The following is a 16315-nucleotide window of genomic DNA, read 5'->3' on the forward strand; positions in this document are numbered from 1 at the left end:
AGCATCCCATTCTTCCCATTCCGGCAACAGGAGCGAAAAATGGGCATTGCCGGTTGCAATGCCATCCTGGTAAATGTCCCTTGCTTCGGGCCAGTGTTTTGGATTGAAGGCTTCTATTTCCATCGTGATTTTAATTAATTACAGCAATCCGGACCGCAGCAGGTTTTTGCAGCAGGTTTTTGTGCGAAAACAGTAACACTGAAGATACCGGTATCCCCTTTTTTTAACAGCGCCATTTCGGCTTCGTCAAGGTACTGGGTCAATATATCATCAGGGATAACGATCGCTTTTTCTTTTTGAACCGTAATGTCCGTAAAACCATTTGCTTTGATGAGGCCGAGGTATTCCTCCTTTTGGATGGCGCCTGCTACACAACCCGCATACATTTCAGCCTTGTTTTTTAGGTTTACGGGCAAATTGCCTACCAATACCACATCCGATATGCTAAAGTGGCCGCCTGGTTTTAATACCCGAAAGATGTCTTTTATAACGGCATCCTTATTGGGTACCAGGTTGAGCACGCAGTTGCTGACTACTACATCAGCAACGCCTGCGGTAACCGGCATATGCTCAATATCACCAAACCTGAATTCAACATTATTAAAACCTAGTTTTTCGGCATTTTGGCGGGCTTTATTGATCATTGCATCTGTAAAATCAATACCAATCACTTTGCCGGTTTCGCCGGTTTCGGCACGGGCCACAAAGCAATCGTTACCGGCGCCTGAGCCAAGATCTATCACCACATCACCTTTATTTATTTTAGCGAATTGAGTGGGCAGGCCGCAACCCAGGCCGAGGTCGGCATCAGGGTTGTAACCTTCCAGCGTGCTGTAATCGTCGTTCATGATGTGATACACCTCGGTGGTGCAGCAACCTGAACCGCAGCATGAGGCCTGGTTGGTCTCTTTATCCTGTAAAGCAATCTCGCTGTATTTTTGCCTTACCAGTTCTTTCATTTCAGTTTCTGTATTCATGGTATTTTTATTTAGTCATTAGTCATTTGCTTCGCGTAATTAGGTCATTTGCTTTGCGTCATTTGTTTATTAGCTTTCACCTTTCACCTTTCACCTTTCACCTTTCACCTTTCACCTTTCACCTTTCACCTCATAATATTGCAATATTGCGATGGATATGGGCAAATTTTTTTAGCAGCAGCTATTGCCTGGCCCGGCGGTGTTTAAAAAACCACTCAGCTCATTCTTTAATATCGCCCATGTTGTTGGGTTAATACAGTAACAAACACTTACGCCTTCAATGGTGCCTTGTATCAGCCCGGCATTTTTTAATTCTTTTAAATGCTGGGATATAGTGGCTTGGGCTAAACCAAGCTCAGCCGACAGGTCGCCGCAAATACAGGCATTGGCATTAATAATCTGCTGCAAAATGGCAATACGCGCAGGATGTGCCAGTGCCTTCAGCAGGGTAGCCAGCCTGTTTTGCTCTTCGGTAAATATTTCAGTTTTTGTTAAGCCCATTGTTATATCGCAATATTACGATTAAGATTTGAAATGGGCAAATTTATTTTATAATTGCCGCTATTTCAAGTTCATCATCCTGGGTGATGAGAGTAGCCGGTAGGTATAAGCGAATCCAATGGCTTAACGGTTTGCAAGATGCCCAAAAACGGTATGGCACATAAGCCGGCGAGTATTAGTTTTTTCATCATAATCCCTGACCCCACTTTTAAAAAGAAATGCCTCCAATTGGGACTAACAGCGCTTCACTTAAGATGGCTCTAAAAGTACCCTTGAAAGGCTGGGCTGAAAATGTGATATGCCGGCAGTTTAATGTGATATTCATGTGATTTTGCAATAGTGATGCCCTGCCAGCCGTAAAACTTTATTAAATTAGCTGTACACTAAAACCATTAAATTATGTATTTATTTGTTGAGATCTGGAAGCCCAAAGCTTCGTGGCTGGCGCTTACGGCGGCCGAAAGGGGCGCTTATTTTGAACCGCTTGGCCCTGTAATCCAAGGCATGGTTAATGACGGGCTGGATATTATTGGATGGGGTATCAATGATGCTGATACACCTAATAATGGTTCGTTTACTTATTTTGCAGCCTACCGGATACCAACCTTAGCATTAGTAAAGCAATTTGAAGCCACCGTTGAAGGTTCGGGCTGGTATAATTATTTTGAACAGGTAAATGCGCGCGGTTTGCTGATGGGGCCTCCGGATGTTTTACAACACCTGGCTATGGTATAAGAAAAAGAGCCGGCATAGGTTATGAAGAAACTTATGCCGCTCATATCGCTGGCAGTAATAGTCAACCTTTTATCATCCTCGCTGTGGTTTTACCTGCATGCTACAACTATCAATGATAATAGTAAGACTGTCGGCTTTTTATTTTTAATGGCCTTCCCGGCCCTTTGGTTCATAACGGTTATTGTAGCGTTGATCCTGAGTGTCGTAAAGCGTAAAGACATCTTCACAAAAAAGATTTGGATGTGGACTGTGCTAACACTTATTTTCTGCACGCCTATCCCAATAATGGCGCTATCCTTTTTGTTTATCCAGCCCAAGGCCGATTTTAACTCACCCATTTACACGTATAATAATGGGGTAGCTTTTAAAAGCCATACTGCCCGTTATGATGATGAAAAGATATATGTTGTGGAAACTTTTATAGCCGATTCGGCGGCGGCAAGCACAACAAAACAAGATTTAGCCTGCAAACCCTGCGGAACCTGGTTTTTTTTAAACCCAATGGCAATCCGTGCAGGATGTGCCAGTGCCTTCAGCAGGGTAGCCAGCCTGTTTTGCTCTTCGGTAAATATTTCAGTTTTTGTTAAGCCCATTATTATATAGAAGTATTACGATGAATAGTTGAGATTATAAAATTTATTTTAATTTATTTTATTCCTTATCATCTTCTTCGTCACCAAGCAAAATGATAAAATCAATCACCAACGAGACCAGCTTATTGTCTTTGTCGATGCCCCAATAAGCCGGGTAACGCCCATCGCCCCAACCAGAAGAGAACATGGTTACGTTCAGTTGGGTGCCGGGGATGGTGTAAGTTGCCCAACTGCCAATATCATCGGGGTAAGTTGCACTCTTTCTAAATTCATCTGTAAGGTAAAGATCATACACTCCTTCGCCTTGTGTTTCGTATAACTTTTTGTCTAGTTTTACAAAGGCGTCGCGGGTCTTTTCGTCCCAAAAACAGCCTATGCCGGCATCCACCGGGAAGCCAAAATAATCGGCTTCATTTTTCAGCGGGGTTACGTCTTCGCCATCGCGCACTGCCAACGCCCAGCGTTCCGCCCGACCGGGTGCGATTTCTAGGTGAGCAAGCGTAACCCTTAAGTGCCCGTTCCCAAAGTCAGCTAAATAGATTTTTACCGGATAGTTGCCTTTAGGTATTTTTCGATTTAACGGTGGCCAATCAGGCATTGTCAATGGGTCACAAACCACAACGGAGCCTGTGGGTACATTTAACAACCCCATATCCACCATTTTTACGGGTTTGCCTTCAACAATCTCATTTTCAAGGATAATATTATAGTCAACACAAGCGGGGAATTCAGGTTGCTGTTTTGAAGAGTTTAAAAAGTTGCCGAATAGTGCCATATTATTGTTTTATCTAATTAGTAGCGCACGTCTTGCTGTTTGCTCCTTGCCAAAAAACCTCAGTCGGTTTTTTTAGCTTCTTTTGTAATTATATTCCTTTTTTTTAAATAATCAATATTGTTTGTCTATTGTTTACCTTCTCAGTATCGTCTATCACACAGGACTCTGAGGGATTCGAAAATTAGATTTTTAGCCTCTAAAAGGTATTTTCGTAAATTTAAAATGGTACTTTGTAGTCACAAACTGCGATCGCAAAAATTGTTGTATCAATAACATGAAAAAGGAATCGTTAAACCCCACTTATTTTTTAATAATGCTCATACTCATCAGTATTGTTGGGTGCCAAAACAATAAAAATCAAGCAATAAAACAAGATCAATACGACATAAGCAAGCCCGAAAAAAATGCGAAGGTTGAAAAATCCATTTTGAGCTTGCATTGCGATTCAACAGTAGTTAATAATGAGTTTAGTTTTGATGTGTTGGCATTTAAAGTCTTTAAAGCAGATACGGATAAAATCAAATCGTTATTCATCGGGCCGGTGGTTTTAAAAATGGAAAAGCAAACAAATGCCGGAAGAGGGTCTTATTATCTGCATGATTTCACGGATGGAATAAATGAAATTATGTTGTTTCGCAATCCTAACGAAGGCTTTTATGTGGAGGATGCTGATATTAAAAACGATAAGGTTCGCTTAAATAAAAAAATTTCCATAGGTATGAGAGAAGACGTTTTTCTGAGATTAGTTAAAGTAACAAATTTCAAATGTGATACTATTATTGTAGTGAACGATGAATCAACATTCCAAAGTGTTTACATTTTTAAAGATGCTAAATTAAGCCAGATAAAAATGGGTCAGATTTTGGAATGAAGCCCGATCCTGCCAGCGAAACGCCTTTAAGGTCACAAACTGTGATCTTATGTTTTTTGCCAAAACGTTACCCACCGCTTAATATCCTCACTGCCCTGTCGTAACTGCAATTGCCGTTGCCAAACCGTTTGCGCCAGGTAAGGTTTACAATTTCTATCCGGCTGTCCATACTGTTATTCCAGTTTACTTTAAAACCCTGCTCTTTTAATACTTTAACTATGGCTTTACCTATGGCAACGCCTTTTCCGTCGTTGTGGTCAAAATCGCCGAAGGCCAGGTAAAGGTTTTTATCTTCAATAACCCGGTCGAGGTCCTGCCCGTGGTAAAAGCAATAACCGCGGGTGCGTATGCCTTTCTTTTTTAATTTATCGTGCAGTTCGGTGCAATCATCCACGCCGTCTTCTTTTGTCATGCCCTGGTTATGCAGCGCAATGATGTGGTTTTTGTTCAGTTGATCAAATGTTTTGGCAAGGCGGTCAAATGCGGTAACTACGGGCCATTGTACCTGCGCGTTAAAAGCCTGTGCATAGGTTCTGTTTATCCGGCTGATGATCCATTGCTCATCCAGCGAATCGCCGTCAAATACTTCTTTTACCCTATCCAGGGTTTCTTCGGCAGAATAGAAACCGCTTTTAACATCCAGTTTAATTTCGTGGACGATATTATTTTTCAAGGTATCAGGCATCTTATGCACTGTATCGGCCTTATTGGCGGCTGTAGCAGACTGTTTTTGAGCTGACCTGTTACATGAAAAAAAACCAAAGCCCAATAAAATAATAATGTATAAGCGCATAACGGAACGGATAAAAAATACTAAAACGAAAAAAGCGGCATTAAATTGATAATGCCGCTTTGAATATTATAAATAAAACCAGTTCGTTTTACTGTTGTCTTTGCAAAACGGCGGCAAATTTGGTTTCGTAATCTTTTAACTGTTGTTGCAGCTTTTTGTTTAGATCCATGCGGTGATTATCAGCAGTAACGCCGGCAAGCCCGTTAATAAACGATACGCCGTACTGTACATCACGCAGGCTCATATCGCCATTTTTATCCTGCAGCAGGTAGTAGTTATAATCCAGCAGGTCTGTTAAATAATCATCAACACTTTTTACAAACTTATCGCCCAAAATTACATCATGCAGGGCGAAGGCCGTTTGTGCCAGGAATATTTTACGATCGGCAACATCAAGGCCCGGGTTAATATTCGGCATTACTTCGTCAAATTTATGTAATGCTTTAAGTGCCAGGTCAGGATGCCCATCTTTTATTAAACCCTGTGTAAGATCAAGGAAAGTGGTCACCATCACCGGGTAAAACATAGTGGTCGACTCATGATCAAGATAGGTAGCAGTTTTAAAGTTGCCAAATTTAAACTTGTTCATAATGTTATCATACATCACCAGGCTGTTAGTCTTACCCAACTGATCTTTAGTAGTGGTATCCGGTTGTAACGGCATCAAATGATAAGTAAAGCCTTCTTTATAAAGATAAGGCTGCAGGCCTATCAGGTTTTCGTTGCCTATGGTGGTGGTAAAGCATATCGGCCGTTTCCAGTTGTTATGCGCCAGGATATCCATCATGGCCAGGTTCTCTTTGGTGACGTAGTTGGAGGTGTATTTCCATATCATTTCCTTTGCCAGTTTGTCTTTCTGGGCTGGCGAGATCACGTGGTTATTTAAAACATCATCAGGGTTAATGGTGATCTTAAAGTTTTTTGTTGGCAGGTAATTACCTAACTGGCCGTTTTGGTATTGCTCCATCACATTTTTATTGTCGGATGTGATAAAATCAAATACCTCTTTTACATCGGTATAGCCGGCAACTTTTTTGTCGTCAAAATAAATAACATCACGCACACCTTCCTTGTATTTATCAAAAGGCATGGTAATAGGCAGCGGAGCCGAATTATTCATCGGTTTCTGCATCTGACGGATGTACCAGTCTCCGGTAAACAAGCTCAGGTTAACAATACGCACGTCTGAGCGGATGCCTTCCACTTCCTGGTCGTACCATAACGAATAAGTATCATTATCGCCATAAGTAAACAAGATAGCATTCGGCGGGCATGAGATCAGGTAATTATATGCCATATCATGCGGCGTCATTTTGGTTGAGCGGTCATGATCTTTCCATTCTTTGCTGGCCATTAATACCGGCACAGCCAGTAAACAAACACCTGTTGCCAGTAAGGCTGCAGTTTTGGCGTTAGCTTTTATCTGGATAAATTCTGCAAGGGCAATTACGCCAAGGCCAATCCATATCGCGAAAGCATAAAAAGAGCCCACGTAGGAGTAGTCACGCTCACGCGGCTGTATGCTCGGTTGGTTTACATAAAATACTATAGCTATCCCTGTAAAAAAGAAGAGCAGCAATACGATAAGTGCATCGCGTTTTTTACGTTGAAAATGGTATACGCAGCCAAACAAACCCAATATTAAAGGTAATGCATATAAAGGGGTGTAGGTATTACCCAACTGTATGCCCTGGCCCGGTATTTTTGGTCCGCCACCTACGATTGATTTTGGCAGATGTTTGCCGCTGTCAAAGATGCCGGTTGTCCAGTTGCCGTCGGGGTTAGAAGTGCTTTGCTGACCGTCAGCATCACTGTAACGACCTGCGAAATTCCATAAAAAATAGCGGCCATACATCTGGTAAATCTGCCAGCTGAACATCCATTTCATGTTGTCAGCAAAAGTTGGCGCCTGTCCTTCCGGAATTTGCAGCCATTCGTGGTAAAACTGCGGGTCCTGTCCGTCGCCGCTGTACATACGCGGTAAAAAGGTGGTATGGTCGTAAACGTAGTTTTGCTTTTTGCCCGAAACCTCGTATTTGGTTTCGCCTTTCCGGTAAAGGGTATTACCTTCGGTTTGGTCGGTAACTTTTGCATCAAAATACTGGCCATAAAGTAATGGGTTTTCACCATATTGGATGCGGTTTAAATAGCCGTATAGGGTAAATGCATTATCGGGGTGCGAGTTATCAAGGTTAGTGCCTGCACTTGCGCGGATAGGGATATAGGCGAAAGAGCTGTACCCAAAATATACAAATGCCACGCATAAAAACGCCAGTGTCATTAACGGTTTCTGATACTTGTTGCCATACCAGATACCGCCTACCAGGATAGCGGCGATGATGAAGAAGAAGAAAAACGCGCCGCTCCAGAAACCTAAGCCAAGGGTATTAACAAAGAAAAGATCGAAATTAGCAGCAATGGCGATGGTATATCCCCTGATAAAATATTGTACAAACACCAGGATGAGCACACCGATAAGGAAAGTACCTATAGCGCCGCCCGCGTTAACACTTTTGCCGCGGCGGAAATAGTAAACCATGGCAAGGGCAGGGATAGTTAATAAGTTAAGCAGGTGGATGCCTATGGAAAGGCCTATTACATAAGCGATAAATATGATCCAGCGATCAGCACCCGGCTCGTCGGCATGGGCGTCCCATTTGAGCATTGCCCAGAAAACGATGGCGGTACAAAGGGCCGAAATGGCAAATACGATGGTTTCAACAGCCGAGAACCAGAAGGTATCACTGAAGGTGAAAGCAAGCGCTCCAACCAAACCCGCACCCATAATCAGGTACATACGACCCTGGTCGATAGCTTCGCCGCCTTTATTAAGCATTTTTTTGGCAAGCATGGTAATGGTCCAGAACAGGAACATAATAGTTGCACCGCTGGCCAGGCCCGACATCATATTGGTATAAAATGGCACCCTGGCATTGTTACCCATTGATAACAGTGAAAATACCTTGCCCAGCATGGCAAACATAGGGTAACCGGGCTGGTGTGCTACCTGCAACCGGAAGGCGCAGGAGATAAACTCGCCGCAATCCCAAAAGCTTACTGAAGGTTCTAACGTTAAAATGTAGGTAACTGAGGCGATAATAAAACAAAGCCAGCCTAAAAGGTTATTAATTTTTTTGTATTCCATGGATCAATGTAATGGATTTTTGCAGGGTAAATATGCGGATTTTTATAGGTTATTTAAAAAAACAATTCAGGCTTAACAACTTTTAACATATCAACTAAGCATAATTCGTTCAAAGAGCGCAAATATGGGAAAAATTTGGGAAGTGCGAAAGGGTGGGGGAAGTCCATGGGCGATAGTCAATGGTCCATGGTAGAAGGGTTGATGGTTTGTTTGTCCGTCCGGTTTTGGGGTAGCATATGGATTAGGACGGCCGGACAGGGGGATAACTTCATACGGTTACCTGTCAGCGGGGCACGAGTAGCCCGGCGCTTTTGGCCTGTGCGGATACTCGCGCCAGGTTGGGGGAACCCCCGGTAATTTTACAAACCATTATACTTATACGTATGACAATTTGAACCGCCTTACAAGCGGAGTAACATCATTGGACAGTTATAAAGAAACCGGTATCACCTACGATCTGGTCGGCAATATAACCGCATTGAACCGGTTCCAGAACGGCACACAGATCGACCAGCTGGCATATACTTATATTACCGGTACCAATCAGTTGCAAACGGTAGTTGACGGTAACAGCAGTAACAGCGGGCTGGCAAGCGGCACCACCACCTACAGCTGGGACGGAAACGGCAATATGCTCAGCAGCACCAATACCGTAAACATCCAACAAAATAAAAGTTTTACGTATAATATCCTGAACCTGCCCATAGTCGCTACCATTCCAACAGGGACCATTACTTATACGTACGATGCAACGGGAAACAAGCTACGGAAAGTAACCGTACTTAACGGCATAACCAAAACAACCGATTACATTAACGGGATAGAATACGATAACAGCACTACCACCATCGGCTTTATACAAACCGAAGAAGGCAAAGTTGTGCCAATAAGCGCCGGTTATGATTACACCTATTATCTGGGCGACAACCTGGGCGATACCCGCATAACCTTTGATACCAAAACTGGATCGGCAACAACACAGCAAAAAGACGACTATTATCCTTTTGGGTTGGAAATATCAAGAGATACGATACCCAATCCGAAAAATGAATATCTTTACAATAAAAAAGAACTTCAGGAGGAGTTTACCGAATACGATTACGGCGCGAGGCTCTATGACCCTGTGATTGGAAGGTGGAACGCTCCAGATATGCTTGCCGAACTATCATATAATCTAACTCCATATCGATATTGTTATAATAATCCTGTTAACTTTATTGATCCTTATGGTTTATGGGAATCTACCGCAGGGGGCTATACAACAACTGACAAGAAAGATATTGAAAGATTTCTATCCTACCTTCAAACTGAATCCTCAATGAAGGTAACACCTAATTTTGATCAAGCTTCATCTTTCATTAAAGAAGAGAAAGCTGGAGGAATAGGGAAATTAACAGATGGAAGCAAGTTACTAGATCCAATAAACATTCTGCGTTATAACAAAATGTATGGGGATCACGGATTTAAAGTTGATCAAAAATCTTTTAGTAATTTCTGGTATCAGGTACAGGGTGATTTAACACCAAATGCTTTGGATCCACGAACTTGGCATAATAATATTTTTGGTTTGAGTTATGCTGGAAAAGATAATCCAAAAACCTATCGGGGTGATGAAATCTATACAAAAATGCCAGATCAAATAGAAGATATACCAGCGTATGTTCATGACATCGATTATAATAAAGTGGGAGCTCGCGGTTTTAATTCATTAGTTAACGATCCGAGAACTCAAGGAGCAAACGTTAAGTTAGTAAATAGTGAAATGGTGATAGCTATTGGAACGCCCAACCCTCTTACTAGAGTAAGGGCATTAGCAGTGGCAGGTTTTATTGCTTATTGTCAAATTTACAATGTCTTCAGCAATTCACTTAAATTTACACAATAAAGTAAGATTCATATGAAATATTTTTTTAAATCTCGGTATTTAGTTTGTATAATCTTTATTTTAACTATACTTCATCTCGAAGGGTGTAACTATTCGGGGGACTCGCTAGGTAGTTCTCCTGGAATAACTTTTCTTGTTTCGCGAAAGACACTAGACGTAGGAATGGATAGCATATTTTCTAAAAATCCCCAATATAAGATACCCGAAAAATGGCGAGATCTGGACAATTGGTCTCAAAGAGGTTTTGGGTTTTTAAAGGGTAAAATATTTTATTTTAAAACATCCCCGGAAGAAATGTATTATGTAACGATGTTAGGTGATTCGATTGACGATGATATTAAACTAAAAACGACAATTGCAATTAGGGCAATTAATACGGGTTACCGCTGGTTTAAATATAATGAATTGAGCGATGAAGAAAGAAAACGGATAAACGAAAGATTTAATGAAGAGATTGTACCAAGGCTTGAGGTCTATACGGGTAACCATGCATCAAAGGAAACCGAATAAAACCCGGCCGCTGTGCTTAGTGTATCCCGCCATGGCAAGTGCGTCGTAGCTGTTGCGCGACGAAGGGTTTCTCAACAATAGTTAAGTTGGTATTCAATTATGCGTTGTCAGCACTTTTAAGTGCAGAAGCAATAGTCACTCGATATAAGGTGCTCCCCGCTGTCTGTAGGTGTGCCGTGAATTACAAGCCTTATGTATAAAGGTAAGTAAATGTTGTATAAAAGATGGTAGTAGGTCTAGCGCAGTCGCTGTGCAAGTGGAGGCTGTTAACCCCCCATTCTGGCGCGAGTATGCCGGGCCGGGCAAAAGAGGTGGCGTACTCGTGCCCCGTTGACAGGTAGCCCGCTATACCATTGTACACGTTTTTTGCATTAAACGTTTCAATAGCGTATTTTTAAAGCACCATGAGCCGCAAATACAAATTCAACGACCAGGACCAGCTTTATTTCGTAACTTTTGCGGTAGTGAACTGGATCGATCTGTTTATCACTGACAAAATTTTGTCAGTAGTTAAGTAACTGATAATCATATTTGTAGTATTTTGTAGTAGGGTGTAGCATTTGTAGCGCTACAAAATTTTACGGTTGACATTTATTAAATATCATCGCACATCCCCCTCTGGCGGGAGTGCAGCGCAAGGCCAAAAGCGCTGAGTTCTCGTACCCCGCTGACAGGTAAGCCGCTTGCCCGTACGAAATGCTAAAGTGTACCGGCGTTCTGCGTTAGCGGGCGTCGCGGATACCGGCCTTGTGATTAAGGCCTGTGCAGTATGAGCAAAGCACGCGACCCGCTTCTATCAGCGGGGAACGCCCATGTTCTGAGTCTCAAGTCGTGAGTCTTAAGCCCGCCTGCCGGCTGGCAGGTCAAAAGTCGGTTCCAACCTCAACAACATTCCAACCCATTCCAACTCCTTTCAACCTTACAACATTCCAACCTTCCAACTTTACAACATTTCAACAACATCCCCCCAAACAAACTTTCCATTATTTGGTTAGCCTAATGAATAAATTAATGAAATTTTTATTTGATGATAAATAATACTTATTTTGTTGCGATGCAAAATATCTACCATTTCCCTATAAAAAAAATCACATTAATTGCCGCAATTATTGTGTTTACGGCGCAATTTGGTAAAGCACAATCTGTGTACCTGCCTTACTCGTACCAGCTCGATCAAAAATTTAATTCGAGCATATACTCCATCAACAGTTCGTTCCACACTTCGCTGAAGCCGTTTTTAATCGACAGCAATATTGCACCAAGGTATAAGGAACTGATGAATGTTGGGGTTGACAGCACCCGCCATGGCTGGATCGTACGCAAACTGCTTAACGAGCATTTGTTTGATGTAAAAACCAAAGATTATACGTTTTACGGCGATTACCTGCCCGACCTGCAACTGGGCCGCGACTTTAGCGACCATATTAATACCTACATTAATACCCGCGCCTACCAGTTTGGCGGCACGGTGGGCACTAAGTTTTTCTTTTACACCAGCGGGTATGAGAACCAGGCCAAATTCCCTACCTACTATAACAATATTATAAAAACGGTGAATATTGTGCCCGGCCAGGCCTATGACCGCCACCCCGGGCAGGCCACTGCCGACTGGAGCTATGTTACGGCCATCATGTCGTACACCCCTATAAAACAGTTGAATATTACACTGGGTGAGGATAAAACCTTTATCGGCGATGGCTACCGGTCGCTGCTGTTATCTGATTTTTCGCCCACCTATCCTTTGCTGCGCTTAACGGCCAATTTGGGCAAGGTGCAGTACATGATCCAATGGGCCTATATGCAGGACCAGGGCGCCGCACGGTTTGATTCATTCGGCAATAACCGCCGCAAATGGGGAGCTTTCCACTACCTGGACTGGAATATCACCAACCGCCTGTCCTTCGGTTATTTTGATGCCATTATCATGAGCGAAGCCAATGACCAGGGCAGTTACCATGGTTTCGACCCCAATTTTATCAACCCTATTGTTTATACCAACTCTTTCAACTCAACCCCTTCGCAGCCTGATAATGCTTTGATGGGTTTTACGGCCAAGTATAAAATATTTGATAAATCGGCCATATACGGGCAATTACTGTTAGACAGGGTTAGCGGAAGTGGTTTCTTTTCGGGCGGCAACAACAGCAATACCAATGGTATACAGCTGGGTATAAGGGGTGCCGACCTGTTTAAGGTGAAGGATTTAAACTACCTGTTTGAATTTAATACCGTAAAACCGTATACCTACGCCAGTGCTCAGCCTATAACCAGTTACACCAACTTTGAGGAGCCGCTGGGTGATCCATTGGGTGCAAATTTCAGGGAGTTTATAGGCATATTAAATTATTCCATAGGTCGTTTTGATTTTATGGGCCAGGTTAATTATGCCAAATTTGGTACCGACCCAGCTAACCAGAACTTTGGCGGCGATGTTAACAAGCCTTATGTGCCATCGAGCAGCCCGACCACGGTAGGGCAGGGCGTACCCGCCAGCGTATATTTTGGCGAAGGCACTATTTCATACCTGATTAACCCCAAATATAATTTAAGACTGGAGGGCGGCGCACTTTTAAGGGCCGAAAAAACTTCAGCAACTGATCATAAAACAGTAATGATCACTTTCGGGCTGCGCAGTACCTTCAGGGACCTGTATCACGATTTTTAATTCTCTGCGGCAATAAAATAGCGGGTAACGCTTAGATATTCAATAATTTAATTGCTGCTTCCCCTGTGTGCGCCAATATTTTACAAATCTCTCCTCTCCGGCCTTTGATTACTGGCCTCAGAACTTCATAAACACCCCGGTTTCAAAGTAAAATACGCTTGAAGCATTTGAAAGCCTGGCGGCTAAAGCGGCCGGAAGCTGATTTTTTACAATAGCATAGGTAGGGGTAAATTGGAAAAGGAAATGGCCTGTTTTGTAGTCAAGCGGTGCCGATATCTCAAAGTCAAGCAGTTTAAACTGGCTGAGTGTGCCTGTGTATTGTGTGGCAAGGTCAGTCGCTTTTTTGGTTTTGCCGGCCTTTATTTTTTTTACGTTGGTTAAATACGAATTATAAAAGTTTTGCGTGCCGGTGTTTACCGAAATTGTAGGTGATACCAGCAAAATATCCTCATCGCCAAAAATACCTTTGTGGATAAAATCGTGCGATACGTCAGCATCAATAAAAACATCGTTGCTTATGCTCTTTCCGTTCAGGTCGTAGTCAACATTTATAGAAGGTGAAAGAATAGTGCCTATGTCGTAGCTTAAACTGGCATTAAAAGTACTACTGATAGAAGACGCGATTTGTGTGGAGCCGGCGGTGTAAAAAAGTTTAGTGTATGAAGCACTGCCAGAAAAATTGTCGGTAATGTCGAAGTTATAACCGGCAGATACATCACCTCCGTCAAATTTTTTTTTCTTTTTTTGGGGAATATAATTCGCGGTGGCCGATAAAAAAATACCGTTACTAAAGGTGTATTTCAGTTCGGGTAATATTACGGGAGTTTTCGCAGTATCAGTGCGCCCCATAAAAACGATATTGCTTAAATAATTTGCACCGAATTTAAAAATGTTGTGCTGGTCTGCACCATCATCATCACCTTTTGTTTTGCCGTCTTCGCCGGGCATAGTACCAGTTTGACACAAAGCAATGTTTGACGCCAATGAAAATAGAACAAAAAGCAATAACTTTTGTAGGGGTTTAATCATGAGAATAGTTTAAATTGAATATATTTTGTTTAAACGGGGAATATAGCCCAAGGTTTAATATTAAAAAAAATAAAAAAAATATTTTTTGTGTTAAACCCTTTATTATTTATAATGTCAAACTAAAATATGTAACCAAGAATTTATTTAACCGTACACAATTCAAAAATCAAAAAACATGAAAAAATTATTTTTATTAGCCCTTACCGTACTGTTTTCAGCTGTCGTTTTTGCACAGACAACCCCGCAGTCGTCAACAACAAAGCCTGATGCGAAAACTGACCTTAAAAAAGCTAAAGAAAACTTGGCAGATGCAAAAACTAATGTGGCAACTGCAAAAACAAGCCTGCAAACTGACAAAGCAACGCTGGCTACAGATAAATCCAAGTTAGCTACCGACAAAGCCGACAAAGCGCCAAAAGCCGAGATTAAAACCGATAAGGCTAATGTTGCAGTTGCCAAAGCAACGGTGAAAACCGATAAAGCTACTTTGGTTGCCGACAAAAAGGACAAGGAAATTGCAAAAGCAGAAGTTAAAGACATCAAAAAAGATGTTAAGGAAACCAAACGTGACAGGCACCATCACCACACAGCAAAAGCTTAACTTAGTTTACATAGAACATGCTATAAAGGAGGTTGTCCCAAAAAGGGCAGCCTCTTTTTGCTTTGAAATGCCTGATGGTAACCAATTGGTTAAAAAAAGTATTATTTCAAATAAAATTAAACCATTTGCGTTTTAAAGTATCAAAAGCAAAGGTCTAATTGTTTGTTGTCTGATTTTAAAATTCCGCATTATAGAGAAAAACTGTACGCAACCCCTATTAAACAATTAATTACACTATGGTAAAGCGGATATTAGTGCTTGATGATAACCAGGACGTTCTGGATATTGTAAAAGAAGCCTTGTTGTACGATAATTTCGAAGTGAAGATCAGCTCAAACAGCAGGAATTTTATGGCGATGATAGATAATTACCGCCCTGACCTGGTAATTCTTGATTACAAGCTTAACGGCCCAAAAGGCGATGACATTTGCAGGCAGATAAAAACACATCACCTTTTTAATAATGTACCCGTAATTATTTGTTCGGCGTATTTAAATAATGATGAATTTGCCGATTGCGGTTGCGATGCCACCATTGCCAAGCCCTTCGGCCTTGCAGAGTTGCTGGATAAGGTGAACGGTTTGGTGTGTTCGTGAGTCCGAAAGACCGAAAGTCGGAAAAGACCGAAAGAAGCTTTGGGTTTTAACACTACAACATATCAATGTTATTTTCTTCCCGACTTTCGGACTTTACTTACTTTCCCGACTAAAACACCTACTTTTGCCCAAATTTTTAAGGGATGGCGAAAGTAAAAGTCGGGCTGGTACAAATGACCTGTACCGCCAATAAACAGGAGAATTTAGATAAGTCGATTGCAAAAGTGCGCGAAGCTGCAAAAGGCGGCGCCCAGATCATTTGCCTGCAGGAACTTTTTACCTCGCTTTACTTTTGCGATGTAGAAGATTATGACAATTTTAAGCTGGCAGAAGCCATTCCCGGCCCGTCGACCGATGTTTTATCGGCAGTAGCCAAAGAATTAAATGTAGTGATCATTGCCTCCCTTTTTGAAAAACGGGCGCAGGGCCTTTACCACAATACTACCGCTGTATTGGATGCTGATGGCGCTTACCTGGGCAAATACCGCAAAATGCATATTCCGGATGATCCGGGATTTTACGAGAAATTTTACTTTACCCCCGGCGATTTGGGCTATAAGGTTTTTAAAACCAAATATGCCACTATAGGTGTATTGATCTGCTGGGATCAATGGTACCCCGAAGCAGCCCGAATTACAG

At 42.1% G+C, this 16315-nt stretch carries 14 protein-coding genes and 1 pseudogene; 8 read left to right on the top strand and 7 right to left on the bottom strand.

What is annotated here, in order from left to right:
- Positions 1 to 134: 134 nt before the first annotated feature.
- Positions 135 to 977, bottom strand: coding sequence for an arsenite methyltransferase (locus tag QZY09_RS09585; protein WP_295671676.1), 843 nt, complete (start codon positions 975 to 977; stop codon positions 135 to 137).
- Positions 978 to 1148: 171 nt separating this feature from the next.
- Complete coding sequence (locus QZY09_RS09590; protein WP_295671679.1) at positions 1149 to 1478, bottom strand: helix-turn-helix transcriptional regulator; 330 nt, start codon at positions 1476 to 1478, stop codon at positions 1149 to 1151.
- Between the two features lie 399 nt (positions 1479 to 1877).
- On the opposite strand from QZY09_RS09590, the gene QZY09_RS09595 reads away from it, so the two are divergent.
- Entirely contained in the window at positions 1878 to 2213 is a 336-nt protein-coding gene (locus tag QZY09_RS09595) for a DUF6616 family protein (protein ID WP_295671681.1), read from the top strand.
- A gap of 500 nt (positions 2214 to 2713) precedes the next feature.
- Here QZY09_RS09595 and QZY09_RS09600 read toward each other — a convergent pair.
- Positions 2714 to 2806: pseudogene (locus tag QZY09_RS09600) on the bottom strand (transcriptional regulator); the annotation flags it as partial.
- Positions 2807 to 2864: 58 nt separating this feature from the next.
- Positions 2865 to 3581, bottom strand: coding sequence for a DUF4241 domain-containing protein (locus QZY09_RS09605; protein ID WP_295671684.1), 717 nt, complete (start codon positions 3579 to 3581; stop codon positions 2865 to 2867).
- Between the two features lie 274 nt (positions 3582 to 3855).
- On the opposite strand from QZY09_RS09605, the gene QZY09_RS09610 reads away from it, so the two are divergent.
- Positions 3856 to 4452, top strand: coding sequence for a hypothetical protein (locus QZY09_RS09610; RefSeq protein ID WP_295671687.1), 597 nt, complete (start codon positions 3856 to 3858; stop codon positions 4450 to 4452).
- A gap of 67 nt (positions 4453 to 4519) precedes the next feature.
- Here QZY09_RS09610 and QZY09_RS09615 read toward each other — a convergent pair whose 3' ends face one another.
- Both QZY09_RS09615 and QZY09_RS09620 read right to left on the bottom strand, forming a co-directional pair.
- Positions 4520 to 5245 carry a hypothetical protein gene (locus QZY09_RS09615; protein ID WP_295671690.1) on the bottom strand — a complete coding sequence of 242 codons (726 nt, stop codon included), beginning with the start codon at positions 5243 to 5245 and terminating at the stop codon, positions 4520 to 4522.
- An 88-nt stretch (positions 5246 to 5333) separates the two neighbouring features.
- Positions 5334 to 8390, bottom strand: coding sequence for a DUF2723 domain-containing protein (locus tag QZY09_RS09620; protein WP_295671693.1), 3057 nt, complete (start codon positions 8388 to 8390; stop codon positions 5334 to 5336).
- 391 nt (positions 8391 to 8781) lie between these two features.
- Here QZY09_RS09620 and QZY09_RS09625 point away from each other — a divergent pair, with 391 nt between their 5' ends.
- From QZY09_RS09625 to QZY09_RS09635, 3 genes are all read left to right on the top strand, one after another.
- Positions 8782 to 10275: an RHS repeat-associated core domain-containing protein gene (locus QZY09_RS09625; protein WP_295671696.1), complete on the top strand. Its 1494-nt coding sequence runs from the start codon at positions 8782 to 8784 to the stop codon at positions 10273 to 10275.
- A gap of 162 nt (positions 10276 to 10437) precedes the next feature.
- Complete coding sequence (locus tag QZY09_RS09630) at positions 10438 to 10785, top strand: hypothetical protein (protein ID WP_295671699.1); 348 nt, start codon at positions 10438 to 10440, stop codon at positions 10783 to 10785.
- Between the two features lie 1054 nt (positions 10786 to 11839).
- Entirely contained in the window at positions 11840 to 13450 is a 1611-nt protein-coding gene (locus QZY09_RS09635; RefSeq protein WP_295671702.1) for a gliding motility protein RemB, read from the top strand.
- 117 nt (positions 13451 to 13567) lie between these two features.
- On the opposite strand, the gene QZY09_RS09640 is transcribed toward QZY09_RS09635, so the two are convergent.
- Positions 13568 to 14479 carry a hypothetical protein gene (locus QZY09_RS09640; RefSeq protein WP_295671705.1) on the bottom strand — a complete coding sequence of 304 codons (912 nt, stop codon included), beginning with the start codon at positions 14477 to 14479 and terminating at the stop codon, positions 13568 to 13570.
- 175 nt (positions 14480 to 14654) lie between these two features.
- On the opposite strand from QZY09_RS09640, the gene QZY09_RS09645 reads away from it, so the two are divergent.
- From QZY09_RS09645 to QZY09_RS09655, 3 genes are all read left to right on the top strand, one after another.
- On the top strand, positions 14655 to 15080 hold the full coding sequence (locus QZY09_RS09645) for a hypothetical protein (RefSeq protein ID WP_295671709.1): 426 nt from the start codon (positions 14655 to 14657) through the stop codon (positions 15078 to 15080).
- Positions 15081 to 15316: 236 nt separating this feature from the next.
- The gene (locus QZY09_RS09650) at positions 15317 to 15676 is read left to right on the top strand and encodes a response regulator (protein WP_295671712.1); all 360 of its coding nucleotides are present in this window, start codon (positions 15317 to 15319) and stop codon (positions 15674 to 15676) included.
- 143 nt (positions 15677 to 15819) lie between these two features.
- Positions 15820 to 16315 (top strand): nitrilase-related carbon-nitrogen hydrolase (locus tag QZY09_RS09655; protein ID WP_295671715.1); only part of this gene is annotated, 496 nt, incomplete at its 3' end.

This window comes from uncultured Mucilaginibacter sp. (assembly GCF_903913935.1).
Taxonomy (GTDB): domain Bacteria; phylum Bacteroidota; class Bacteroidia; order Sphingobacteriales; family Sphingobacteriaceae; genus Mucilaginibacter.